26 protein-coding genes and 1 pseudogene are annotated in these 24,719 nt (G+C 61.6%); 10 read left to right on the forward strand and 17 right to left on the reverse strand.

Annotated elements, in window-relative coordinates; translation table 11 throughout:
* Nucleotides 1–715: 715 nt before the first annotated feature.
* Together A3728_RS02640 and A3728_RS02645 are read right to left on the reverse strand one after the other, a co-directional pair.
* The gene (locus A3728_RS02640; protein ID WP_067920018.1) at nt 716–2,023 is read right to left on the reverse strand and encodes a flagellar hook protein FlgE; all 1,308 of its coding nucleotides are present in this window, start codon (nt 2,021–2,023) and stop codon (nt 716–718) included.
* An 876-nt stretch (nt 2,024–2,899) separates the two neighbouring features.
* The gene (locus A3728_RS02645) at nt 2,900–4,027 is read right to left on the reverse strand and encodes a hypothetical protein (RefSeq protein WP_067920020.1); all 1,128 of its coding nucleotides are present in this window, start codon (nt 4,025–4,027) and stop codon (nt 2,900–2,902) included.
* A gap of 106 nt (nt 4,028–4,133) precedes the next feature.
* Between A3728_RS02645 and A3728_RS02650 the strand changes: the two are divergent.
* Nucleotides 4,134–4,619 (forward strand): annotated as a pseudogene (locus tag A3728_RS02650) (L,D-transpeptidase); the annotation flags it as partial.
* A 47-nt stretch (nt 4,620–4,666) separates the two neighbouring features.
* Here the strand turns inward: A3728_RS02650 and A3728_RS02655 are convergent.
* Entirely contained in the window at nt 4,667–4,954 is a 288-nt protein-coding gene (locus tag A3728_RS02655) for a hypothetical protein (protein ID WP_369817429.1), read from the reverse strand.
* A gap of 177 nt (nt 4,955–5,131) precedes the next feature.
* Between A3728_RS02655 and A3728_RS02660 the strand changes: the two genes are divergently transcribed.
* Together A3728_RS02660 and A3728_RS02665 are read left to right on the forward strand one after the other, a co-directional pair.
* A complete protein-coding gene (locus A3728_RS02660) occupies nt 5,132–7,486 on the forward strand; it encodes a heavy metal translocating P-type ATPase (RefSeq protein ID WP_207287124.1) in 2,355 nt (784 codons plus the stop codon).
* A gap of 66 nt (nt 7,487–7,552) precedes the next feature.
* Entirely contained in the window at nt 7,553–8,062 is a 510-nt protein-coding gene (locus A3728_RS02665; RefSeq protein ID WP_037953501.1) for a L,D-transpeptidase family protein, read from the forward strand.
* A 3-nt stretch (nt 8,063–8,065) separates the two neighbouring features.
* On the opposite strand, the gene phnE is transcribed toward A3728_RS02665, so the two are convergent.
* Genes phnE through A3728_RS02685 form a run of 4 tightly spaced genes read right to left on the reverse strand, consistent with a single transcriptional unit; the run spans nt 8,066 to nt 12,343 of the window.
* The gene (gene phnE / locus A3728_RS02670; RefSeq protein ID WP_048535504.1) at nt 8,066–8,824 is read right to left on the reverse strand and encodes a phosphonate ABC transporter, permease protein PhnE; all 759 of its coding nucleotides are present in this window, start codon (nt 8,822–8,824) and stop codon (nt 8,066–8,068) included.
* Nucleotides 8,824–9,606: a phosphonate ABC transporter ATP-binding protein gene (locus A3728_RS02675; RefSeq protein WP_067920024.1), complete on the reverse strand. Its 783-nt coding sequence runs from the start codon at nt 9,604–9,606 to the stop codon at nt 8,824–8,826. The genes phnE and A3728_RS02675 overlap by 1 nt, the downstream gene beginning before the upstream one ends.
* Nucleotides 9,603–10,478, reverse strand: a complete 876-nt coding sequence (locus A3728_RS02680; RefSeq protein WP_009824424.1) for a phosphate/phosphite/phosphonate ABC transporter substrate-binding protein — start codon at nt 10,476–10,478, stop codon at nt 9,603–9,605. The genes A3728_RS02675 and A3728_RS02680 overlap by 4 nt, the downstream gene beginning before the upstream one ends.
* Nucleotides 10,478–12,343: a cytochrome c peroxidase gene (locus A3728_RS02685; RefSeq protein WP_067920027.1), complete on the reverse strand. Its 1,866-nt coding sequence runs from the start codon at nt 12,341–12,343 to the stop codon at nt 10,478–10,480. Before A3728_RS02685 ends, A3728_RS02680 begins: the two co-directional genes overlap by 1 nt.
* Nucleotides 12,344–12,452: 109 nt before the next feature.
* Here A3728_RS02685 and mntR point away from each other — a divergent pair, with 109 nt between their 5' ends.
* Nucleotides 12,453–12,911, forward strand: coding sequence for a manganese-binding transcriptional regulator MntR (mntR, locus tag A3728_RS02690; RefSeq protein WP_067920029.1), 459 nt, complete (start codon nt 12,453–12,455; stop codon nt 12,909–12,911).
* 261 nt (nt 12,912–13,172) lie between these two features.
* Here the strand turns inward: mntR and lnt are convergent, their stop codons facing one another.
* The 10 genes from lnt to A3728_RS02740 are packed head-to-tail and all read right to left on the reverse strand — an operon-like array spanning nt 13,173 to nt 20,625.
* Complete coding sequence (gene lnt, locus A3728_RS02695) at nt 13,173–14,744, reverse strand: apolipoprotein N-acyltransferase (RefSeq protein WP_067920031.1); 1,572 nt, start codon at nt 14,742–14,744, stop codon at nt 13,173–13,175.
* The gene (gene lspA, locus A3728_RS02700) at nt 14,741–15,214 is read right to left on the reverse strand and encodes a signal peptidase II (RefSeq protein ID WP_048535494.1); all 474 of its coding nucleotides are present in this window, start codon (nt 15,212–15,214) and stop codon (nt 14,741–14,743) included. Before lspA ends, lnt begins: the two co-directional genes overlap by 4 nt.
* A 4-nt stretch (nt 15,215–15,218) precedes the next feature.
* Nucleotides 15,219–16,001, reverse strand: coding sequence for a ZIP family metal transporter (locus A3728_RS02705; RefSeq protein WP_048535492.1), 783 nt, complete (start codon nt 15,999–16,001; stop codon nt 15,219–15,221).
* A 22-nt stretch (nt 16,002–16,023) separates the two neighbouring features.
* A complete protein-coding gene (locus A3728_RS02710) occupies nt 16,024–16,482 on the reverse strand; it encodes a DUF411 domain-containing protein (protein ID WP_050532589.1) in 459 nt (152 codons plus the stop codon).
* A gap of 3 nt (nt 16,483–16,485) precedes the next feature.
* On the reverse strand, nt 16,486–17,859 hold the full coding sequence (locus A3728_RS02715) for a M23 family metallopeptidase (RefSeq protein WP_067920033.1): 1,374 nt from the start codon (nt 17,857–17,859) through the stop codon (nt 16,486–16,488).
* Nucleotides 17,856–18,482: an SCO family protein gene (locus A3728_RS02720; RefSeq protein ID WP_067920035.1), complete on the reverse strand. Its 627-nt coding sequence runs from the start codon at nt 18,480–18,482 to the stop codon at nt 17,856–17,858. Before A3728_RS02720 ends, A3728_RS02715 begins: the two co-directional genes overlap by 4 nt.
* The gene (locus A3728_RS02725; protein WP_443069028.1) at nt 18,482–18,952 is read right to left on the reverse strand and encodes a copper chaperone PCu(A)C; all 471 of its coding nucleotides are present in this window, start codon (nt 18,950–18,952) and stop codon (nt 18,482–18,484) included. Before A3728_RS02725 ends, A3728_RS02720 begins: the two co-directional genes overlap by 1 nt.
* A 22-nt stretch (nt 18,953–18,974) precedes the next feature.
* Complete coding sequence (locus tag A3728_RS02730; protein WP_050532586.1) at nt 18,975–19,634, reverse strand: DsbA family protein; 660 nt, start codon at nt 19,632–19,634, stop codon at nt 18,975–18,977.
* Nucleotides 19,631–20,053, reverse strand: coding sequence for a disulfide bond formation protein B (locus A3728_RS02735; RefSeq protein WP_046002647.1), 423 nt, complete (start codon nt 20,051–20,053; stop codon nt 19,631–19,633). The genes A3728_RS02730 and A3728_RS02735 overlap by 4 nt, the downstream gene beginning before the upstream one ends.
* Before the next feature lie 5 nt (nt 20,054–20,058).
* Complete coding sequence (locus A3728_RS02740; RefSeq protein WP_040643209.1) at nt 20,059–20,625, reverse strand: SCO family protein; 567 nt, start codon at nt 20,623–20,625, stop codon at nt 20,059–20,061.
* A gap of 213 nt (nt 20,626–20,838) precedes the next feature.
* Here A3728_RS02740 and A3728_RS02745 point away from each other — a divergent pair, with 213 nt between their 5' ends.
* From A3728_RS02745 to A3728_RS02770, 6 genes are all read left to right on the forward strand, one after another.
* Complete coding sequence (locus A3728_RS02745) at nt 20,839–21,267, forward strand: MerR family transcriptional regulator (RefSeq protein ID WP_007803476.1); 429 nt, start codon at nt 20,839–20,841, stop codon at nt 21,265–21,267.
* A gap of 82 nt (nt 21,268–21,349) precedes the next feature.
* Complete coding sequence (locus tag A3728_RS02750) at nt 21,350–21,970, forward strand: cation transporter (protein WP_067920036.1); 621 nt, start codon at nt 21,350–21,352, stop codon at nt 21,968–21,970.
* Between the two features lie 69 nt (nt 21,971–22,039).
* Nucleotides 22,040–22,810, forward strand: coding sequence for a transglutaminase-like domain-containing protein (locus A3728_RS02755; protein WP_067920038.1), 771 nt, complete (start codon nt 22,040–22,042; stop codon nt 22,808–22,810).
* Complete coding sequence (locus A3728_RS02760) at nt 22,800–23,765, forward strand: cation diffusion facilitator family transporter (RefSeq protein WP_067920040.1); 966 nt, start codon at nt 22,800–22,802, stop codon at nt 23,763–23,765. Before A3728_RS02755 ends, A3728_RS02760 begins: the two co-directional genes overlap by 11 nt.
* Complete coding sequence (locus A3728_RS02765) at nt 23,737–24,099, forward strand: STAS/SEC14 domain-containing protein (RefSeq protein ID WP_050532584.1); 363 nt, start codon at nt 23,737–23,739, stop codon at nt 24,097–24,099. The genes A3728_RS02760 and A3728_RS02765 overlap by 29 nt, the downstream gene beginning before the upstream one ends.
* A gap of 322 nt (nt 24,100–24,421) precedes the next feature.
* Nucleotides 24,422–24,719, forward strand: a 298-nt coding sequence (locus A3728_RS02770) for a helix-turn-helix domain-containing protein (RefSeq protein ID WP_150120616.1), incomplete at its 3' end; no start/stop codon positions are given.

Consider the following 24,719-nt stretch of genomic DNA (forward strand, 5'->3'; position numbering starts at 1 on the left):
TGCCATTCCAGCATTGCATGCAATGCGCCAGAGAGGGTCTTTCGCTCAGGCATTGGAGGCGGGCCTGGGCATTTGACTGCCAAGTTTGCGGGACGAGACTTGTGCAGACCCTTGGCAAACTCCGTGAGGAACAAATATCTGGAAAACTGATATACCGAGCGCGCCGCGGGGCAGAGATGCTTGAGTGCGCCGCGCGCTCGCGCGGCCCCAAGCAACTTCGGCGCGCAATGCGCGCAGTCACCTTTGCCATGTCACTCAAAACCTTCCGCGGGGATCCGTCGTTCGCTGTCCAGAACCCCAGATCGGAAGTTAGGCTGTTCTGCCTCGCCGCAATCGCCGCCGCTCGATCTCATCCCTTGGCTAAGGCAGCCATCGTCAGCAAAAGCATCGACGACTATGCAAGGGTTGCTCTCTTGCGCGCCTTCGAGAAGGAGCCTCGATTGCTTGCCGCGGTTGATCACATAGCGCAAAGGTGCGCGAGAAACAGGGGCCCCATGACAGCCGTATCTCACAATTAAGGGCAAAAATTGTCGCCGAACGCGTCGCGTCTCAGATTAAAGGGCAACGCGACAGCAATATCCGACTTGGCACGGAGCATCGCAAAGGAGACCAGAGTTTAACCATCAGGTGCCACGGAGGTTGTCATGGAGACCTGGTTAGTCGGCCAGACAGCGACCGCGAACGCCTATTTCTGCCTCTTTTGGCTTAACCCCCGTCAGCGCTTCAGTCTGGTCGTCTCGTCGAGCATCTCGTCGACGGTGGTCACGATCTTGGCGTTCGAGGAATATGCCCGCTGGGTGCTGATCAGGTCGGTGAGTTCCTGAGCCACTTCGACATTCGAACTCTCGAGCGCGCCCGCCGTCAACGATCCCGTGGATCCCTCGCCCGCCTGGTTTAGGCTGAACTTGCCCGAGGAGCGGGACAGCAGGAAGGCGTTGCCGTCGGCCTTGAGCAGGCCGTCGGGGTTGGCCACCTCGGCCAGCGGGATGTTGTAGAGCGGCTTGCGGCTGCCATTGTCGAACACGCCGTAGACGTCGCCGCGCTCGTCGATCTCGGTCCGCACCAGCACCCCGCTCTCGGCACCGTCGGCGGTGATCTTGAGCGGCGAGTAGTCGCCCGCGAACTGGGTCATGCCGGCATAGGTCCCGGGCGCGCCGATGTTGATTGCCAAGTTCTGTGGCACTGCGCCGTTGTTGATGGTCAACGCTGCCACCCCGGTTCCGGCATTGAACGCGAAGTTCGCCGGGGGATTGGCGGTGGTGGTTGCGTTCGAGTATTGTCGCGGCGCCCCTGCCAGCGGGCCGCTGTCATGGAAATCGACCGTGACGTTGCCGTATTGGGTACCGTCGGCGCCGTTAAAGCTGAGGGTCCATTGGTCGTCGACCGCGCCGGGCTGCCAGGAGAACTGCATCCGCTGCGCGGCACCCAGCGGGCTGAAATACTCCGCCGAACTCAGGAAGGGCTCGCCAGGTGTCGCCAGGCCGGTCTGCTGGGCCGGGATGTTGCCGCTGATCGTCATCGCGCCGGTGGGCGAGCCGGTCTGCGACAGGCTGCCCAGATTGACGGTCTTGAGATCGCCGAACTGGTTGCGATCAATCATTCCGAGGCTCGCGGTTTGATCGTACGGGAAGCCCGCGAGGTAATAGCCCGCGGCGTTGCGCAGGTTGCCGTTCTCGTCGGGCAGGAAGGAGCCTGCCCGGGTCAGCATGAAGTTCGCCTCGTTGGTCTCGTTCGGCTGCTTGGAGACCACGAAGAAGCCCGGCCCGCCGATTGCCAAGTCGGTTGCTTGGTCGGTGGCGCGCAGCGCGCCTTCGGTCGAGATCTCGGAGCCCTGCACCGCGCGCACGCCCGAAGGCGCCACCGTGCCGTTCTGGCTCAGCGTACTGGTGGTGACCATCTGCACGAAGCTGCGCCGGTAGCCGTCGGTGTTGGCGTTGGCGATGTTCTCCGAAATCCGGCCCACCGCCGTCGAATTCGCCCGCAGACCGCTCACGCCGGTCTGCATGGCATATGAAATGCTCATAGCCCTGTCACGCCCTGATATCCAAACGCCGACCCTGTTTGATCACTCGCCGAACAACGGGTTACGCGTCCTGCCTCATGCTTGTTATTCTTTCGTACAGGTCACACCCACATCCAATTGCGGCAACAAGATGGCGGACGCTAGAGTAAGATCCTATGAGTGCCATAGGTATAGGTCGCCTGGATGGGTAAGCTGGCTGCATCGCATTCTTCTCAGCTTTTCGGCTTGGCAAAGATGTTGGCTAAGGCACGGGTTTACCGACCATGTCGGGGTCATCCTGCGATAGACAGGTTGTGTTTATTTGAAGATCTCTCTCGGCGAGAAGGCATTATCATGGGGCCGGCGCCCTTTGTTGATATATCGCGATAAAAGCTAATAATCTGCGCGAGCATTTTTGGGCAAAGCATGACCGTGACCTAGCCTTGATCGGGAATTTTGCCATCTTTGAAAAGCACCAACTCGCCAGCAAAGCGTATGGCAAGAGCTGGTCGTGCAAATACTTTGCCCTGACTTGCCGAAGGTGACTATCTAATCGCCCGGCAATAGCCCGTTAAATGGAGTGACCGAGCGAGACCAGTGCAAGGCCCAAGATGGCGACAAGGGCGGCATCTCGCTCGATCATACGAATACTGCACGAAACCTGGTAGAAATGGCAACGGAGCAGACGGGAGTATGCTAGCTATTTTCGGGCATTCCCGTGGTCGACCTCCCCCGATTGCTGCTGCCCTTCAAGAAGGCGGACGACGGTTATACCGCTGGGAGAACCTTTCCGCTCCGCCTCTCTCTCTTCCGTTCGCAAAAAACAGGAGGGCAACCTGACGCTGCGGCATGACGTTCAACTATCAGATTGAAGCGTTGAAGGCCGACAATGCCTGGTCAGTCGCCGTCCGATCGGGCCAGGGCGACCGCGATGTCCGCATTGTCGAGAATGTACTGGCCATACTCCCGACGCCAGACGAAGCCCTTCTCCCGCAGCGCCAACAGGGCCGTCTGGACCGTCGTCACGGCGGGCATTCGACCGCGATGGGCATCCTTCAGGGCTTCGCGCGTTTCCTCCGAGAACGGCTGGAATGCCAGCCCCTTCCTCGCCATGATCCGCAAGATCCCCTGCTGAAGAGGGGTCATGGAGGCGATCTCGGAAAGCGTGTCGATCTCGGTCTGAACCTTGCGTTCGGATGCAATGCGTCTCAATGCTTCCGGCCCGGCACCCTCCGGCGCGAAGATCAAGTCGCGCAGGCAGTCGGTCAGCAACTCCGGTCGCCGCCCGACGACCTCGAAAGCCGCTTCGAGATCTTCTGGAGCGAGCTTCGCGCTGTCGGCAAGGGACTCGTTCACGCGCGCGACCATGCTGGCAATGTAGGAGGATCCAAGCGGTGGAAAGGGTCTCACGATGCCGCCGAAGAACGGGGCCTGCCGGTTCTGTACGAGGGTCGACAGCTTGTCGCGGTGCGAACCGGTCATCAGAAGGTAAAGGTGCCGATCGCCCGGTGCTTGGTTGATTGCGTCCCGTGCGGCCTTCAATGCGAACATGGCGTTGAGCCCGGCATCGGTTTCGACCGCCTGCTGCGCCTCGTCGATGATGACGACCAGGTCCTTGTCCGTCGCTTTTATCAGATCTTCGAGGGCCTCGGCGATCGTGCCTGACCAAGGTCCACTCTCCTTCAGTCCGACAGAGAAGCCCAGCACGCCGACCCGGTTGACAGGGCTCTTTTTTCTCATGCGCGAGATCAGGCCGTCATGCTGCTCCAGCGCGATCTTGATCCGAGAGATGATGAGGTCGGCCGGATCGGCGGACCGATCGGCCCACAGGTCGACATAGATGACGGCATAGCCCTTGCTATCGAGATGCGGGATGAGATCCGATCTCAAGAAGGTAGTCTTCCCCGTTCGCCGCGGCGCTGCGAGAAACAAGCCGGCCAGCGAGCCCGTAAGCGGATCAGGGGTCAGCAGTGAGGCAATGCGGGTGGCATCCTCAACGCGGGGCACATGTAGGAGAGATGTCATTACGCATGCCTATATGAGAGGTACGTAACCTACGTAATACAGGAGTAAGGTGACGTAAAGTCTGTTAGGTTTGGGACTTGAGCAAACGATGTGGAGCATGCCGCGCATCCACCCACTCCCTCGCCACAAGGACGGACTTGTACCCGGTGATATCCATGTCGATGCTGTTGCGCGCTATCTCTACCACATCGAAGAAGGCGGCACGGCGATGCGCTATGGCGTGGCGATCGCGCGCGGTAAACTTTACGAACCGGGCACCTATACGATCAAGCGCAAGGTCAGGTGGCCGCATTGGCAGCCGACACAAAACATGATCGACCGCGACCCAGAGCTCTACTCCGATATCGCTGACGGTATGGAACCCGGACCTGAAAACGCGCTCGGATCGCGAGCCCTCTATCTCTTCGTCGGCGACCGAGACACCTATCTAAGGATTCACGGGACACCGTATCCAAGAAGCATTGGCGGCCGTGCGAGTTCCGGCTGCGTCCGAATGGTCATGGCACACATCAATGATCTCTATCCCAACGTCGAGATTGGCTCGACGGCATTCCTGTACTCGGCGGAAGACAGCGTCACCCCGAGAAGTTGACTGGCGCATCATGTGTTACGCGTGGGCTTGACGCATCTATGGGCTGATCAGGACTGGCGCGAAGTGCAGATGGGGTTGCCACCTGCCGAGCGTAGCGGAACCAAGGTGTTTTCCACCGGACCGCTGTGTTCATACCAATAACAGCCATCCTCGGGACGAAGCCGCGCCGTGGTGAGATCCTGACCAGGCGCAGCAAGGGCAATGACGGCCTCGGGAACACTTCCCACTTCGTTGCGAGCGCCGCCGTCGTCCAGCGTTGGCACCGCGCAGCCAGCAAGCACCAATGTCGCTGCGATAATCGGCGCGTTTCGTTTCTGCATGTCTACCTCACTCATTCTGATCGCTTCGTACCGGCAAGCGTTGCTCCAACCGCGTCGTTTCAAGGGGGCGGCTAGCTTCAAGCCTCCGCAGGGCGCCTTTCTTGCTGGACGAATATCCACTTTTTGCCCTTGAAGCTCTAGTTACTGTAGGGGCTATGTCAATGTGGAATCAATGAATCCTGAGGTCAATCCATGTCTTCCGACGGCAACCGCAACGATCACGGCCATCCGGGTGATCAAGAGCATTCTGACCCAAGAGGCAACTCCTGTTGCGACGCCAGCAAGGACGTCGCGTCCACGGCGCCAGCGCCGTCTGGCGGAAGGAGCTTTCAGGTCTCCGGGCTCGATTGCGCCGAAGAGGTGGCGATCCTGAACCGGGTTGTCGGGCCGAAAGTGGGCGGAACCGAACACCTGGCATTCGACGTGATCAACGGGCGAATGACCATCCTCGATAGCGCCGAGAGGATACCAGACGACGAAGTCACGCAGTTGGTCGCAACGACCGGCATGAGCGCCAAGCCATGGGATGCCGACAACGCAGCAGAGGACCAGGCGGCGCATCTGGCACGTCAGAAGCGCTTTACCTCGTTGAGCGGCGGCTTCTGGGCGGCGGGATTCCTTTTTCACATTGTCGAGACCGGCATGGGCGGCGCGCTCGGGCTCTTTGCGGGCCATGGCGAGGTGCCTATGCCTATGGTGGAAGCAGGGATCTTCGCCGTCGCGATTCTTTTTGGCGTCTGGCTTGTCGCGCCCAAGGCCTGGTCTTCGGCGCGGAGGCTTAGCCCCGACATGAACCTGCTCATGGTGGTGGCCGTCGCGGGCGCCATCGGCCTCGGCGAGTTTTTTGAGGCCGCGACGGTCGCCTTCTTCTTCTCGCTTTCGCTTTATCTTGAGAGCTGGAGCGTGGGGCGGGCGCGTAATGCGGTTTCCGCGCTCCTCGATCTGGCGCCGCCAACGGCGCGGGTTCTTTACGACGACGGATCTGAATCCGACGTTCCGGCCGCGGCCGTGGCAGTCAATGCAAGGTTTATCGTGCGCGGCGGCGACCGGATCCCCCTCGACGGTGAGGTCGTGGACGGGGCAGGGGCCGTCGATCAGGCCCCAATTACTGGGGAAAGCGCGCTAGTGCCCAAGGAACCAGGCGACGAGGTCTATGCCGGCACGATCAACGGCGAGGGCACACTGACGGTGCGGGCGACGAAGGCCGCCTCGGACACGGTGCTCGCGAAAATCATTCGCATGGTGGGCGATGCCCATGCCCGCCGCGCGCCGGTCGAACAGTGGGTGGCCAAGTTCGCGCGCATCTACACACCCATCGTGATGGCTTTGGCGATCGCCATCGCGCTGGTGCCGCCACTGCTGCTCGGCGGCGCCTGGGACTACTGGTTCTACAATGCTCTGGTCCTTCTGGTCATCGCATGTCCTTGCGCGCTGGTCATTTCTACGCCGGTCTCCATCGTGGCAGCGCTGACCGCGTCGGCACGGGCGGGGGTGCTCATCAAGGGCGGCGCCTATGTCGAGGCGCCGGGGCGGACCACGGCACTGGCGATGGACAAGACCGGGACGATCACCATGGGCGAGCCTGAGGTGGCGGCGGTTCACCCACTGGTCGGCGTTTCCGCACGCGATCTCATGGCGCTGGCAGCAAGCCTGGAGGCGCGGTCTTCACACCCGCTGGCACGCGCCATCCTCTCGCGCGCCGAAGCCGATGGTGTTTCCGTGTCTGCCGCAGAGGACACCCGTACCGTGCCCGGGCGCGGTCTGGAAGGACGCGCCGACGGGCGCGCTATCTGGCTCGGCTCGGATCGCTTCGCCGAAGAGAAGGGGTTCGGCAATGCCATTCCGGCGGATCTGCGGGATCGGATCGAAGGGGCAGGGAGCACCCTCGTTGCCGTGGGTGACGAGACCGGCGTGACCGGCGTACTGGAGCTTCGCGACCGCATCCGCCCAGATGCAAAGGGGATCGTTGCGCGTCTGCATGCGCAGGGTGTGAAGACCATCGTGATGTTGACGGGCGACAACGAACGCACCGCGCGCGCGGTGGCAGCCGAAGTCGGCATCGACGAGGTGCGCGCCGAACTTTTGCCAGAAGACAAGGTGACGGCCATTGAGGAACTCGTCGAAAGCCACGACATGGTGGCGATGATCGGCGACGGTGTGAATGACGCACCGGCCATGGCGCGGGCGCATTATGCCATCGCCATGGGCGCTGTCGGATCGGATGCCGCGATCGAGACGGCCGACATCGCGCTGATGACCGACGACATCGGCAAGGTACCCTGGCTTATCGGCCATTCGCGCCGTGCCATGACGATCATCCACCAGAATATCGGCATATCGCTGGCGACCAAGGCGCTGTTCGTCGGGCTGACCGCGTTCGGTATGGCCTCAATGTGGGGCGCCATTGCTGCGGATGTAGGCGTGTCTCTGCTGGTGGTCGCCAACGCACTTCGGCTCCTGAACGGCCATCAGGTTGAGGCCGGGCCTTCAGGCGGAGAACCGGTGGGCGAGCAGATGGCGAAAGGAGCACTGGCGCACGGTCATTGATCCGGCGGTTTCGGTAGAGTAACGTCTGACATCAACCAGACCTCGCAAAAGGGGCGTCGAGCAGTGATGAATACCAGAATTCCACGGCGGGTCTTGCTGTTGGGCGGATTGGCCACCTTCCTGTCTGGCTGTGCCAGCAAGTTCCGGTCCTACAACGGACCCGAAGTGACCCGGCTGCGTATATACAAGGCGCAGCGGCTGCTGGTTCTTGACGGAACGGATGATGTCTTGCGGACCTATCCCATCGGATTGGGCTTCGCGCCCGAAGGCCACAAGCAGTTCGAAGGAGACGGCCGCACGCCGGAGGGCTCCTATCTGATTGACCGGCGCAACCCGGACAGCCTCTTCCACCTCTCCATCGGCATTTCATTCCCGAACGAGGCCGATATCGCGTTTGCGAAGGCGCAAGGAAAATCGCCGGGCGGCGACATTTTCATCCACGGGGGGCCGCGCAAGGGGATCGACCCGATGAACAAGCGCGACTGGACCGCAGGCTGCATCTCCGTCACAGACCGGCAAATCGAGGATATCTACGCCATGGTCAGGGACGGAACCCCCATCGACATCTATGCCTGATCGTCAGGTGAAGCGACGGCGCAGCGCAACGTTGATGGCTTCGATAGCGATGACCATGACGACGACGGCAATCGTGACGCTGGCCGCCTTATCATACTGGAAAGAGCGCACGTAGGTCTGGATGTAAAAGCCGATCCCGCCCGCGCCGACAATGCCGAGGATCAGCGACTCGCGCAGGTTCAACTCGAACCGGAAAATCGTGTCGCGGGCGACGACCGGCGCCATCTGCGGCCAGATCGCGTATCTGAGCCGCACGAGCGGCCCGGCGCCCGCGCTTTCAAGTGCTGCGATCGGCGCGCGGGACACGCCGTCGATCGCCTCGGCATAGAACTTGGCGAGCATCCCCGTTGCATGAAAGGCGACCGCGATGATGCCGGGCAGCGGCCCGAGCCCGACAGCGCCCACCATGAGCATGGCCACGAGGATCAGCGGAATCGCCCGGATGAAGGCAAGCAGCGTTCGGATCGGCCGAAACACCGCGGGCGATACCATCGTCTCAGACGCGAGAATGCCGAGGGGAACGGACAGGATCACAGCACCGAGGGTGCCGAGGATCGCGATCCTCAGCGTTTCCGCGCTGCCCTTCTTGATCTCGGCCATCACCGTCGGGTCAGGCGGAAACATCCGGCCGAAGAAATCGGCGATCCGCGGGCCGGCCGACAGAAGTCGCGAGAACTCGACATCGGTCGTGGCGAAGGACCACAGGATCGCGGCTGCGATCAGACCGCTCGTCGCAATGCCGCCAAACCCGCGGAACGCCATCAGGACACCGCCCTGAGGCCGATACCGGGGATTGGCCCTACCTCCCGATAGAGCTCCGCCGTCGCATCATCGTTCAACTCGGAGGTCGGTACATCGAACACGATCCGCCCGTCCCGCATGCCGATGATGCGCTGCGCGAAACGCCGCGCCAGGTCGGGCTGGTGCGACGAAAACAGCGCCGTCGCGCCGCGCGTTCGCGCCGCCCCGGTCAGCAGCGCCAGGATCTCACATGCATGCGCGGGGTCGAGGTTGCTCACCGGTTCGTCGGCGAGGATTAGGCGCGGTTCCTGCGCCAGACACCGTGCGATGGCCACACGCTGCCGCTGCCCGCCGCTGAGGCTGTCGACCCTGCGTTCGGCAAGATCGGCAATTCCGCAATCGGCAAGTGCCGTGCGCGCAATCTCCAGATCATGTTTGGTCGGTGATCCCAACAGGGCCCGCAGCGGCGACATGCGCCCCAGGCGGCCATTCAGGACGTTGCGCAGAACCGAGGAACGCTCGACCAATGCAAACTCCTGAAACACGAAACCGGTATCCGGACGGCGCGCGCTCGGCGGCGGACGGTCGGGATCGAGCGGCGCACCCAGAACCGATACCCGCCCGCTCCAGCCTTGGAGCCTGCCGTCGAGCAGTGCCAGCAGGGTCGTCTTGCCCGCCCCGGACGGGCCGAGCAAAGCGACGCTCTCGCCCGCCGAAACCCGAAACGAGACCCGCTCCAGCGCCGGGAGGTCCGCGCCCGTATGGGCAAAACTCAGGTCGTCTACTTCGACAGCTGTGCTCATCGCAACAGCCCGTATTGCCGTGCCATATCGCGTACGCCGTCATAGGCGGCGCCGTCGGCCCTGACGTACCCATCCGGTCCATAAAAATAGCGCAGCTTGTTGCGGTGCTCCGGCTCGTTGAGCCGCAGCATTGCGTCGACAAAACGGTCCCGCAGAGCGGCATCGAGCCCCGGGCGAGCGATCACCAAATGGCTCGGGATCGGCGCGCTTTCCGCGATCCAGGTTACCTCTGCCTGTTGCTGCGGCGTCAGAAGCAGGTCGGCATACTGGCTGGCGCCTGCGGCATCGACCAGGCCTTCGGCCATCGCCTGCATCGCCTGCTGGTAGCCGCCCGCGAAGAAGACGCGGCCGAAGAATGCTTCCGCCTGTCCGGGGTCTTCGATCAGCCCGGCTTCTACGAATTCGGCGAGCGGGTAGAGATAGCCCGATTCCGAAATCGGATCGGCAAAAGCGATGTCGCGCCCGCGCAGGTCTGCGAGCGCGCCGATGCCGCTGTCGCGCCGCACGAAGATGCGGCCCGTATAACTCGGCGCGTCGCGGTAGACCTCGGACAGGAGCGGCACGGCACCGATCTCGGCCTCGGCCAGAACGAAGGGCAGGGCGCCCATGAAGGAGATATCCGCGTCGCCGTTGCGCAGCGCCTCGACCGCCGCTGCATGGTCGATGGTGACGAACCCCTCGACGGGGACGCCGATCTCCTCTGCCAGCCATCCGGTGATGGCCTCGATGTCCCCCAGAAGCTTGTCGGGGTTCTCTTGCGGGATGAAGGCAAGCCGCAGGGTTACGTCTTGCGCGGCGAGAGGTGTCGCCAGCGACACCGCGCCCGCGCCGACCAAGGTCAGTATCGTTCTACGGGTCAGATGGACCGGCATCAGAATGCCCTCTCTTCGATTGCGTCGGCTTCGGACTTGAACGCGGTCCAGCTTGCTTCAGCGGCCTCCCAGTCTTCCACGCGGACGGCGGCGCCGACCGCGGCCAGCCGCTCGGCCAGCGCATAGACCTCGGGCCGGGCGGGGAGGTTCGACATGGTGCTGGCGTCGGCCGAAAGGTCCGCAGCCACGGTGTCGGTCAGCAGCAGGATATGCTCTGCGTCCCGCCGCGGCAGTAGCGTATCGATTGTCGAGGCGAAGGTCGTCAGTTCGGCGAATGCCAGCCGGAAAGCGGTGTTCTCGGTGTCGAAGGCTTCATAGGGCTCGTCTGCCGCGCCAACGGTCTCGAGATAGGCGGTTAGGTCGGCGCGGTCTTCCTCGGTAAGCCCAAGCGATTTCGTCTCGTCGAACCAGTCCACGACGGCGGCCAGCGTCGGCAATGACCCGTCGTGGAAATAGGGGGCGGTATAGGCCGTGCCGAGCAGCGTGGGCGTGTCCAGCGCACCGGCGCGGGCCCCCTCGTAGCCCGGCGCGACGGAGCCGATGTCGTGGGCCTGCCGGTCGAGGAAGTTCGCGTCTGGCACGTGGCAACTGGCGCAGGACCGATCGCCGAGCCCGGCGAAGGGCGTATTGAAGATCTCCTCGCCGCGCCGGGCGGCCTCTTGGGTCGTGTCGGTCAGACGGCCATCAGTCGTCAGCATGGAATTCGGCAGGAAGTCGAACTCGAGCATGTAGGCGACGAGAGCGTCCAGCATGAAGGGCGTCGGTTCATTCCCGCCGAACTCGTTGACGATCACGTTGCGGGTAAAATCGCGCAGGGAGGCGAAACGGCCATCGCGGCCGTAAGGACCGGTAAAACGCAAGCCGCGCAGGCTCGGAATGTCGAGCGGGTCGTCACGCCGGTCATTGAAGATCGGGTTGAAAAAGGCGCCGTCGACGTCGATCGCACCCGGCTGGTGGCTGGCGCCGGGGATGAAAAGCCGCTGGTTGACGTCCGAGCGGTTGTGACAGGTCGAGCAGGCGATCCCGAGATCCTGCGCCGGGCTTCCAAAGAGTTGCGCGCTGTCGAACAGCATGTCGCCGTAGGCCACCAGCGGCAGGTCGGTCTCGTCGATGCCCTGTTCCTCGAAGTTGAGCACGAGCAGCGGCAGCGGGTCCTGATCGAAGATGTCGGACCCAGGCGGCAGGCTTGGCGGTACCTCGATGGCCTTTCCGCTGAGCACAGCTGTTTCCGGCAGGGCGCTCAGCGTCCGGCGCGGAGCGAAACTGTCCAGGAGGTAGTTCTCCGCAAGATAGCCGGAGATGACTGCACGGGCGGCTTCCATCGTGTCGCGATCCGCAGATGTGGCGCCAGCGCCGAGAACACCAGCGGAACCTGTGCTGCTGTTGAGTTCCAGCCAGGCGAGGCCGATGCGTCTTGCAGCTTCGGGATCGGCCGCCGCGATACCATCCTCAAACGCACGGTAGAGTTCGCGTGCCGTCTGCACCGCCAGCTGTGCTGTCGCCGATTCTTCGGCCGCGAGAGCACGGTCCAAATTCTCCTCAATCCTGAGCGCGATGAGCCGCGTCGCCTCGGCGAATACCGCCTGCCGGTCTTCGCGCATCATCGCGTTCAGAAGACCGTCAGGCTCGATATCGCTTTTGCGGTCCAGCCACGCCAGCGCTCCGACAGAGAATTCCGAACCCCGGTAGGGTTCCGTCCAGGCGGTCTTGATGTCGTCCCAGGGCAGAGGCTCGAGATTTCCAAGAAAGAGCGTCAGCCGGTAGGCCGCTGCCTCGGGAAGCCAAGGCGCCTCCTTGGCCGGCGTCGCGGCGACAGGTCCGGACAGGAGGAGCGCACTTGCGAGTGTGGCGAGCAGCGCTCTCATAATATTTCGCATCACCACGGCCTCCAAAGTACAAAGTTAGACATGGCTAACTTATCTACCCGAAGCAAACAAGTTGTCAATCCCGCTGTTTCGCTGCAAAGTCCCGAGTATGACAAAGCTACAATCACATGGGCGTGAGCCATTCGAAGCGGTCGACCGGGCTCCCGAGGCGCAGGCCGAGGGCTTTGCGACCGTGCGTCAGGCACATGAAAGCGAGATGGCGGAGGATTACGTCGAACTGATCGCGGAACTGATCGAGACGCGCGGGGAGGCCAGACCGGTCGAGATCGCCGAGCGGCTTGGCGTGAAGCCGCCGACCGTGACCAAGAACATCTCGCGGCTCAAGGCTGCTGGTCTGGTCCGGCGGGAGCCATACCGCGCGATATTCCTCACCGATGCCGGGCAGGACCTCGCGGAGATCTGTCGACGCCGCCACAGGGTCGTCGTCGCCTTTCTTCTGAGCCTGGGAATCGACGAAGAGACCGCGGAACGCGATGCGGAAGGGATCGAGCATCACGTCAGCGGGACGACATTGGAGGCGTTCGAGCGACGGCTCAATCAGAAATGAGCTCGCCTAGATGCACATTCGCGCGATTCTCTATCGGGACCTCGAGCTATCGGGTCTTCAAGCCGCTGACACGTTTGCGCAATTTCGAAGCTCGCTAGCCGAGAACCCGCGACAGCACGATGGTTGCAAACAGGGCGACAAGTCCGAAGGCGATCGCAGACGCTACCGCATATTGGAGGATATCCAGGTGATTCCCCCTCCTCCGTCGTGCCAGATAGCCACCCCAGATCGCGCCTCCGATAGCGCTCACGATCACAAGCATCAGGATACCTCCGTTCCAAAATGCCGCGCATCGGGATCTCGTCCGAGCAAACTGGCCAGCCAGCCGAAGACCCAGCACCCAAAAACAAGAACCAACAAGGTCCAGTCGCCGAACCGCGCATAGGGCGTTGGAGTACGCGCGCCCGGCAGGCCGGCATCAATGGTGCCTGTTTCCCCGGTATCAAGACGCGCGACGACATTTCCATTGGCGTCGATGATCGCGGATATCCCAGTGTTGGCCGCCCGGACCACGGGAAGCCCCTCCTCGACCGCGCGCATCCGCGCGGAGGCGAGGTGCTGCTCGGGTCCGATGCTGGTTCCGAACCAAGCATCATTTGTGGCGTTGAATATCCAGTCGGGACGGAAAAGGTCATCGACCACGTGGCCCGGAAAGATGATCTCGTAACAGATCGCCACCGCGACCAGAGGCGCGCCAGGGATCGCCAGCGTGCGCGGCCCTGGTCCCGGCGTGAAATCGCCCAACCCTTCCGTCAGTCGTTCGATGGGCAGCCAGCCTCTCAGCGGCACATATTCGCCAAACGGAACGAGATGATGTTTTGCATATCCCGTCAGAATCTCACTGGTGCCATCGTATGCCTGAACCGTGTTGAAATATCTGGTTCCCCCATCGCCCTCCACTCGGTCAGGCGCACCTGTCAGTAGGATCCTGCCGTCTGGCAAAGCTGCAGATATCCGCGCGCGTGCCGCAGCATCTTCATCCAGAAAGCCGGGGAAGGCCGTTTCCGGCCAAAGCAGCACATCGAAACGTCCGGGTTGCGCGGACAAGCCCAGGTATTTTTCTAAGGCTCGCTGGCGGCTGCCCGGTACCCACTTCTCGACTTGTGGCACATTGCCTTGGACGATGCGCAAAGCAACGTCTGTCGGCGGCACGTCCTGCCCTGACCGAAGCGCACCGCCAACCCAGAGACCCGTCACAGCAACGGCGAAGAGCACGTGAACAGGCGCGCGTCTCTTTGGCGCCGCCACAGTCAACACACCTGGCAATATGCCGATGAAGACCGTGAGAAAGCCCAAACCGTAGCTGCCGACCCAGGCGGCGGGTTGGCGCAGGGCGGCATAGTCGACAAGGGCATAAGCGGCAAGGTTCCAGGGAAACCCCGTCAGGATATGACCCCGCAGCCACTCCGTGACCACCCAGCAGGTTGCAAACAGAAGGCCCGCCGCAATGCCGCCGAAAGTTCGGCGCTGCATGATGGCGGCAAAAAGCATCGCCGCCATGCCCGGGAAGATGGCGATTCCGGCGGACAGACCCGCGACCGCCGGGATCGCCAGTGCGCCGAAACGTTCGGCATCGACATAGAAGCTCTCGGCGATCCAGGAAATTCCAATCCCGAATTGGCCCAGTCCGAAAGCCCAACCGACAAGGAAAGCGCGCGAGGTTGAGATGTTCCGGAGAACGATAAAGAGCACTGAGAAGGCGACAGGGACCGCCATGAGCCAAGAAAACGGCGGAAGGGGCAAAACCGTCAATCCGCCGGCAACAAGGGCAAGACCCATGCACTGGAACAGGTTCGGGTCCTCACTAACGATCTGCGGCAAACCCGGCTTCATGAATCGGTCTGAAGTCGAGCGCCAACCCACGGCGCAATGAGCAGCAGCATCACGCCGCCAACCACAAAAACATCGGCCATGTTGAAGGCAGGCCAGTGCGCCGTCCCGATGTAGAAATCGAGGAAATCCGTCACCGCACGATAGCGCAGGCGGTCCAGAATATTGCCGAGAGCACCGCCGATGATCGCACCATAGGCAATGGCCTCGACCCGGCTGCTGGAACGGATCAGCATAGCCGCCAACCAGACGCAGATGCCAAGTGCCAATACGACAAGGCTCCACCATGGCGCACCGCCGAGAAGCCCGAAGGTCACCCCGTCATTGCGCAGGTAGATGAGATTGAAGCCGGGAAAGACCGATACGCCGGAACTAAGAACAGTCGCATTGGAAACAACGATTGCCTTCGTTGCCTGATCGACAAGAAAGGCGATCAGAGCAGCAAGCAGACCGACGAAGAGGCAAGATCTCATCCGCTTATCCCAGCCAGACGTCGAGGAACAACATGATCACAAGACCAACCGCGAGGCCGAGCGTCGCCCTGTTCTGATGTCCGGACCGGTGGGTTTCCGGAATGATCTCGTGGCTGATGACATAGAGCATCGCCCCTGCTGCGAAGGCGAGACCCCAAGGCAGCAGCGGTTGCGAGATGCCGATGATACCCGCGCCGATGAGCCCGCCGACGGGCTCGACGAGACCGGTCAGGGCGGCGATGCCCCAGGCGCGAAACCTGGAATAGCCCTCGCCGAGCAACGAAACCGCCACCGCCAGACCTTCGGGGGCATTCTGTAATCCAATACCGATCGCAAGTGGCAACCCGCCCGACAAACCGTCAGCCCCGAACCCGACGCCGACGGCAAGCCCTTCGGGAAAATTGTGGATAGTGATCGCGATGATGAAAAGCCAGACGCGCCGCAGCGATGCGGCGTCGGGACCTTCCCGCCCCGTCTTGAAATGTTCATGCGGCAGCCGTTCGTTCATCAGAGCGACCGCGCCCATGCCAAGCAGGATCGCAACACATACGATGGCCGCCGGGAGAGCACCGTTGTCGAACTGTCCTTCAGCTGCGTCGAGAGCCGGGATGATCAGCGAGAAGAACGAAGCCGCGAGCATGACACCCGCCGCGAAGCCAAGCAGCAGATCGCGCGTGGCCCGGGACGGGATGCGCCCAAAAAGAACGGGGACCGCCCCGACCGCGGTCAGCGATCCGGCGGCCAGGCTTCCAAGAAAGCCAAGCGCTATGGGGGAGAGGGGTTCCAATTGTTAAGGTTCTGCCGCGAGTTCAGTCAGGAGCCGAGTAGCTGGTGTAGACCTCGGTCGATCCGTCTTCGTGGATCAGGAAGACATCGTAAGCCTCCCGGTCGTCCTCCGGTCCCATGCCGGGCGACCCGTAGGGCATTCCCGGCACCGCCAGGCCTACCGCGTCTGGCCGGTCCTCCAGCAGGCGTTGGATGTCAGCCGCCGGCACGTGGCCCTCGATCACATAGCCGTCGACCAGAGCAGTATGGCAGGACACCATGCGCTGCGGCACGCCATTGTCGAGTTTGAAGCGCACAAGAGATCCTCCGAACATGTCCTCGCCCATCGGCGCGAAGCCATTCTCCTCGAGGTGCTTCATCCAGGACAGGCAACAGCCGCAGCCGTTTGTCTTCCGGACGTCGATCTGAATCGTCTCTGCGACGGCCTGCGCCGCGGGAAGCAAGGCAAATGCGATGGCAAGGGCGGGAGTAAATCGTTTCATGGATCAAAGCCTTTCGGTTGTCGTCTGTGCAAATTCGCTGGCGAGCCTCTCAGCAAGAAGTGAACGCGCCTCACGCAGTCGCTCAAGCGCGGCCGTGTCGTCCGCTTCACGCTCGGCCGCCTCTGCCAATCGGTCGTCAGAGAGAGGGTCGGTTGGGCGACCGTCCACCAGCACTTCGTAATGTAGGTTGGGGCCTGTCGCGGTACCCGTCGCACCGACCCGCCCGATCATATCTCCGGCCATCACGCGTTGCCCTTGTGTGAGCCCGTCCGGTACGGCGCTCAGATGCGCATAGCGCGTCAGGGTGTCGGAGCCATGAGCGATCTCGACGACCCGGCCATACCCACCGCGTCGGCCGATGAAGCGAACGCGGCCCGGCGCCGTCGCCTGTACCGGCGTGCCGCGCGCCGCCGCGAAGTCGACCCCTGTGTGCATCCGTACATTGCCGTAGACCGGATGGGTGCGGCGCCCGAACACAGAACTCAGCCGTGCACCTTCGACCGGTTGCGCAAACACGCGCAGGACTTCTCCGTCGACATAGATCGTCGCTTGGCCGCTGCCGTCGTTCGGCCAGACGATTTCATAGACCGAGCCATCGATATCCAGTGCGGCAAAGGCAAGCTCGGGCTGACCAATCCTCTTGTTCCCGTCTCGGGCCTCGCGCCAAAGGAGGCGCATCGTCTCGCCACCCGCAAGATCACGACGGAAATCCACGGTGCCGCCCAGCATCTGCGCCAGGTCCACCGCAAAACGGGCGGGGATGTCTGCCGTGTCTAGGGCGGCGAAAATCGAGCTCTCGATCACCGCCTCGCCAGCGAAAGTCACCAATTCGGGATCCGGCTCCAACACGCGGGCGGCAAGCTGTTCGCCGAAGACCGCCTCTATCCGGACACCGTCATCGACGGCTAGTTCTACACGACGCGGGTTGTCGTCCGTTGTGGAAACCACGGTAATGATGTGACCCGGACGCAGACGGCGCAGATCGTATTCCGCGCCAATCGCCAAGGCGATTTCGGCGCGATCCGAAGCATCCAGCCCCGCATCGGAAAGGACCGCATCAAGCGTCTCGCCCGACGCAATCTCGCGCGACCAGGTGACCAGCTGGGGCTCGATAGATGGCAAGGAGGTATCAGCGGGGGAAACGGTCAGGAGGGGCCGGGGTCTGAACTCGAATGCGATATCTGCCTGGGCGAGTGTAGGGCGGACCGAATTGGTTTCGGTAATCCGAGGCGGCGCAAGCGGATCGGGAGTCCAGAGGGTCGCTTCAGCAATCGCAGGGGGCACCGGTTCTTTGGACAGAACGCCAGAGATGGCGATGGGGGTCACCGAAAATGCGCCTGCGACCGCAACGGCCGCCAAGACAGTTCTTATCTTCATGTTGCCCCCTCTACGTCTTCTGTCAGTGCGCGCCGGATCTTCGGCACCGCGAATTCTCTTGGCTCGTGATAGTCGATCATGGTGACGAGCTCACCCTCGGCATCGAACAGGAATACGCCTGCCGTATGGTTCATCGTATAGCCGCCGCCCTCAGTCGGGACGCGCTCAAATGAGGCACGAAACCCTTCTGCAGCGCGGGCAATCTGGTCTTCCGGCCCCGTCCAACCACGAATGACCGGATGAAAATAGCCGACATATTCGGCCATGGCCTCGACCGTGTCCCGCTCCGGGTCGACCGTGATGAAGACCACGTTCATCTCTGATGCTTCGTCGCCCAGTTCCTCAAGCCAGCCGGAAATATCCGATAGGGTCGTCGGGCAGACGTCCGGGCAGTAGGTGAACCCGAAAAACACCATTGTCGGACGACCGATCAGGTTGCCAGGCCCTACCTCATTTTCCTCGTGGTCGGTCAGCCGGAACTCCATCGCCGATAGGGGCAGGGGCCGCTGCCCTTTTGGTTCAGGCGCACCGGGCCCGTCCACCCGCCACCAGCCCACGAAGAGCGTCAGGCCAAGAACGCCGGCACCGGCTGCGCCGTATAGAAGGAGCTGCCGACGTTGCATCAGCCCTTCGGTCCACGCGCGGCGATTCCGAGGATTGGGACCTCGACCGTCACCTTGCCGCCATCCGAGAAGGTCAGTGTCAGCGGGAAATTCTCGCCTTCGGTCATCGGCTCTTGCAGCTTCATGAGCATGGCGTGCAACCCGCCCGGCTCCAATGCCACGCTTTGGCCGGGCTCAATCGTGATCTCGCCTGCAGGTGCCATGGAACTGACGCCATCGGAGTTGGTTTTCGACTCATGGATCTCGGGCATCATTGCCAGCGGTGTCGCAAGTCCGGTCAGCGTAACGGCGTCTTCACCCGTGTTGCGCACGGTCATATAGGCGGCACCTGGCCTGTTGACGCCGATCGAGGCGCGGGACCACGCATTCTCGACCACGACATCCTCCGAACCGGCCAGTGCGGGGGCCGACAGCCCTGCAACCGTCAAAAGCACGGCCAATGCATTGGTATATCTCAACTTCTTCACCACTCGTTTCTCCTGCCTCCGCAAATCAGCTTTGGCTTGCCGCAACTTCCACTGCCACCAGCCTCCGCAATTCGGCCTCACCGAACGGATCGAGAGGCTTGCCGTTCACGAAGAACGTGGGCGTTTGGCGGACCCCGACTGTCTCGACATCGGCGCGGTCCTGGTTGAGCACCGCCACAACACCGGGGGCCAGCATCTGTGTCCGGGCAGCTTCGACATCCAGACCTCCGCTTGCTGCAATCTCAAGGATCAATCCGGGTGCCGGGGTCCCGTGAGACGCCCATCTGGGCTGCTCTCGCAAGACTGCCTCGAGCACAGGTTCAAACACGTCCTGCATGCGCGCCGCCTCGAGCACACGGATCGCTTCTACCGACGCCTCGCCGTGAAAAGGCGTATAGCGGATTACAACGCGCACCGCGTCTCCGTGCTCCGCCATGATATCCTCGACGACCGGATAGAAAGCGCGGCATGCCTCGCAGGCCGGGTCGAAGAATTCAACGATGGTTACGGGCGCATCCTCGGGCCCGAGGATCGGGGAATAGGGTCGGATCAGCGCGTTGGCCATTTCAGGGTCGATGGGATCGGACGCGGCAATCGGGTCGGGGCGGGTGGCATACCAGGCGGCCCCGCCGAAACCGGCGACCCCGAGCGCGAGAACGGACAGGATGAGGCCGCGTCGTTTCATTCTTGTGCTTCCTTCAGTGAGAGAGCCGACAGCAGCCCGATCACCACGAAGGCGACGAGCGCCATCAGAGGAATCGGAATGCCGAAGACCAGTTGATTGTCGTCAGTACAGGATGGGCCTGTCGCCGTGCAGGGCTGGATGCGTTCGGGGATCAGCTCGACATAGAGGCCGAGGTGCCAGAGCGCTATGGCGGCGCCCCCGATTGCCAGCGCGATCCCGTAGCGACCCACGCGCCGATCCTGCCACCACAGCCCGAGCCCGAGGACGATGGCCAAGGGAAACATGAAGGCACGCTGAAACCAGCAAAGCACGCAAGGTGTCTGCCCCAGAACCTCGCCGATGAAGAGCACTGCAAGCGACGCGGTGAGCGCGATGATCCAGGCCAGCCCGAGGGCCGTCTCTCCGGAAAGTCGGGTCATGACGATCAGATCCTCTCTCTCAGATCGGCGAGGATCTCTTCGGCGGGCGTGCCGTAGGGCCAGGAGTCCGCGAAGCCTGCTTGCGTGTCGAAAAGGAAAAGATGCGACGTGTGACCCATCGTGTATCCGCCCGGCGCAGTCGCCTGCTCGATCCGTTCATAGAATATCGGAAAAGTTTCGGATGTCGCGGCGATCTGCTCCGGTGTACCGGTAAGCCCGATGATCCCTGCGTCGAACATGGGCACGTACTCCGCTAAAGCCGTCGGCGTATCTCGCTCGGGATCGATCGTTATGAAAATCGGCTGAACCACTGCCGCCTCATCGCCCAGGCCCTCCATCACGGCCGCGACTTCGGACAGTGTTGTCGGACAGACGTCAGGGCAATTGGTGAAGCCAAAGAAGACCAGCATCCAGCGCCCTGCGAAATCTTCGTCCGTTTGGACAATGCCGCGATGATCGGTCAGTTCGAAATCAGCAAGAAACGGTGGTTCATTCTCGGCTCGGGCAAGGTCGGCACGGTAGTCGGACCATAGCAACAGCCAGATGAAAACGAACGCCGCCGCGCCCGCCAACACCCACAATACCTTCTGAAGACCTGAAAGCCTCACGCCGCTCCGCCCGAACTTGATTCTATATTTTGTGTGCGTTTACATCCTCTAGCTACTGTAGGTTCAAGCGTGATTGTCACCGATCGGCCAACAATCACCTATCTGTGAAACTCAGGTGAAGCTTGTGATGCGCACCGCATAAAGCTACACCCACTGTAGGTAATGTGGGGAGCGGAAATGCTGACGATTGGGACTCTGGCGAAGAAGACCGGAACAAAAGTGCAGACCATCCGGTATTACGAGCAGATCGGACTTATGCCTGAGCCCGGCAGGACCGAGGGGGGCCAACGACGCTATGGCGACGCCGAACTCGACCGCTTGTCATTCGTCCGGCACGCTCGGCAACTGGGCTTCTCGTTGGACGCGATCCGTGAGCTCCTCGATCTCAGCGATCATCCGGGAAAGTCCTGTGCAGAGGCGGATGCAATCGCCCGTCGGCAACTCAAACAGGTCGAGCAACGATTGGCGCGGCTCGAGGCGCTGCGGACGGAATTGAAGCGGATGGTGCATGAGTGCAGCGGCGGACAGACTTCTGATTGCCGTGTGCTCGAGGTACTGCGCGACCATTCCGAATGCCTGACCGACCATGAAGAGATCGGCGCCTGAGCAATTTCGACGACCTTTGATCGGAACGCAAAAAGCCCGGTGTTAGTTACTCATTGGCAATTCACTAATTTGAATACCCGGCATGGCGGAGCAGAGAAACGCAACGGAAAGACGCACACTCTGGATCGTGCTGGGTCTTAACATCGGGCTGGCAATCGCTTTCTTCGCCTCGGGCGCATTCGGCGATTCAAGCGCGCTTATCGCCAATGGCCTCGACAATCTGTCGGACAGTTTCGTCTACGCGATCAGCCTCTTCGCGCTGTCCCGCTCCGCCAAGTGGAAGCGCGGAGCGGCGAACGTTTCGGGCGGCCTGCTGATCCTCTTCGCCCTTGGAATCCTGTATGACGCCTGGCGCCGCTACGTCGGCGGATCGGATCCTCTTGGCACGATCATGATTGTCATGGCGCTGGTAGCGGCGGCCATCAACGCACTTTGCGTCTGGCTGTTGGCACGGCTTCGCGATCCGGACGTGAACATCCGAGCGGCGAATACGTTCAGCTGGAACGACTTCGCGGCCAATCTCGGAATCGTCGTCGCAGGCGGGCTCGTAGCCTGGCTCGGAACGAATTGGCCGGACCTTGTCGTGGGCGTGATTGTCGCCGGCATCGCGGCCTGGGGTGGCGTCGGAATCCTGAGAGACGCGCATGGTGAACACCACAAGGCGGTGCACAATGACGATCAGGTAACCAAGGACTCGGCCTGAAATCGGGGCTTGAAGCTACAGTGACTGTAGCAACTACATATTCTCGCGAACGATTCGAGGAGATATCCCGTGAACCCCGCCGACCCTCATTTGGCCAAAACCCGGCTGCTGGATTTTGACGCGACCTCAATTGCAAAACTGATCGAGGAGCGCGGCTGGGCAGACCTTCCCAGCGACGACCGAATTGGGGCCATCTACGATTTCGTCAGGAACAAGATTACCTTCGGCTACAACCGCGCCGACGACATTCCGGCGTCCGAGGTCCTCGCAGATGGCCACGGGCAGTGCAACACCAAGGGCACGCTCCTCATGGCCCTGCTGCGTGGCGTGGGAGTTCGCTGCCGACTGCACGGGTTCACAATCCACAAGGCGCTTCAGAGAGGCGTCGTTCCGGAACTCGTCTATCCCCTCGCGCCGTCCGAAATCCTCCACTCCTGGGTAGAGGTGGACTTGGGCGACGGATGGGTCAATCTTGAAGGCTTCATCCTGGACGCGCCTTTCCTGCAGACGCTGCAGCAGAAATTCCGCGAGACGGATAGTCTGTGCGGCTACGGGGTTGGAACGGAGTGTCTGAGCGCCCCGCCTGTCACTTGGTCCGGCAATGATACCTACATCCAGAAAACCGGTATTGTTCGCGATCTTGGAACCTTCAACGCACCCGACGATTTTTACTCAAAGCACCGCCAGAACTTCGGATTTGTGCGCGACTTGCTCTATCGCCACGTCATCCGTCACTGGATGAATGCCAGGGTTCGCCGCATCCGCCGCGGAATCTTGCCGCCGGTCCCCGGATTCGATCGGCCGAACCACCGCCATGAGGAGACGAACCGTGCCGCATGATCACGGCCACGCCCACATCGATCCTCAATCCGGTGATCGTCGCGTCTCCATCGCCATCTGGGCCAACGGCCTCCTGACGGTCGCGCAGATCGTCGGCGGGATCCTTTCCGGCAGCCTCGCGCTGATCGCGGATGCCCTCCACAATTTCTCGGACATGGCGTCGCTGGTGATCGCCTTCTTCGCGCGTAAGATCGCTCGCCGCCCGGCGGACAAGCGCATGACCTTCGGCTATGGGCGGGTAGAAATCGTCGCAGCGCTCATCAACTACACGACACTTATCCTGATCGGCTTCTACCTGATCTACGAGGGTGGCATGCGCATGATCGACCCACCAGAGGTACAGGGCTGGACGGTGGTGATCCTGGGCGGTGTGGCACTGGTCGTCGACACGTTGACGGCGCTGCTCACCTATTCGATGCAGAAAGGCAGCGTGAACATCCGTGCGCTCTTCCTGCACAACCTATCGGACGCTTTGGCCTCCGTGGCGGTCATCATCGGCGGCTCGCTCATCCTCCTCTACAACATGCGGTGGGTCGACCCGGCGATCACCATCGGCATCGCTCTCTACATCCTCTACCTCGCATTTACCGAGATTGGCGGTCCGATTCGGACGCTGATGCTCGGCAGTCCACCGGACATCGATAATGAAACCGTCGTTCAGGCGATGCGGGGTGTGGATGGTGTCGCGGACGTTCATCACGTGCATCTGTGGCAGATGCAGGAGCACGAGGCGGCTCTGGACTGCCACGTCGTGCTGACAGCGGACGGCTGGGGTCAAATCGAAAAGATCAAGGCCGCGATCAAGGACCGGCTGAAGGACGATTTCAGCATCGGTCATTCGAGTCTGGAATTTGAGCACGAAGACCGCGCACACGAAAACGCTGACCTTTACGGTCACGGCAAATCGGAAAAAGAGGAGGAAAACCATGTTCACCGAGACACTGACAGCTCATGACGACACGATTGGCCTCGCCTGCGAGGGCAAGCTCAGCGAAAGCGACCTGAAACGGATGCACGCCCTGCTTCATGAGCGCCTGCAAGAGACAAGTAAGCCCGGCCTGGTTCTCGATCTCACGAGGTTCGAAGGCTACGATGGGCCGTCCGCTCTGCTCGAAGATCTGAAAATCGACACAGCCCATAGGAATGACTTCCGCCGCGTCGCTGTGGTGGGCGAAGGGGCTTTGTTGGAGTGGGGAACCAGGTTCGCCGACGTGCTGACCACGGCAGAACTCCGTCAGTTCGACCCGGCGGAAATGAAGGCGGCAATCGCCTGGGCAAGTGAAAGGTAGAGTAGCTTTCAATCAGATGCCTTCGCAGAAGACAGCATCTGTTCGAAACCATAAACAAAAGAGCTACAGCAGTTGCGAGACCCAAGAGCAATCCGAAAGTTCTGAACATGGTCGCTCCTTTCGCAAAGGAGTAACTTTGGTACGGTGGCACTGCCCTTGCCGGGGCATTATCAAATCGTAATGTTTTAGCGGCTCAGGGCGCCAGTTGGTTAACATAAACTTCATTATGCGTATTTATACTGTACGCGCAAAGCGATAATGTCACCCATGAGCAATTCAGAAGTGTCACTCTCCTCGCATACGATAGCGAGGATGAGTGGACATGGGATGGGTTATGATGAGCGAGCGCGATTTGAACCGCGTTGAGGTTTTGGCGCAGGTCGATGATAGTCGGCTGACGGTAGACAATGCGGCAAACCTGCTGGATCTGACAAGGCGGCAAGTGTTCCGGCTTCTCAAGCGATACCGGCAGGATGGCGCCTCAGCGATCCGACATAAGGCGCGCGGCAAACCTCCAAACAATCGTATCCATCATGCAAAGCGCGATTATGCTCTGAGCCTGATCAAAGAGAATTACCCGGATTTCGGCCCAACACTGGCAGCTGAGAAGCTGGCTGAGC

Source organism: Sulfitobacter sp. HI0040 (genome assembly GCF_001634885.1).
In the GTDB taxonomy this organism is placed as follows: Bacteria; Pseudomonadota; Alphaproteobacteria; order Rhodobacterales; family Rhodobacteraceae; genus Sulfitobacter.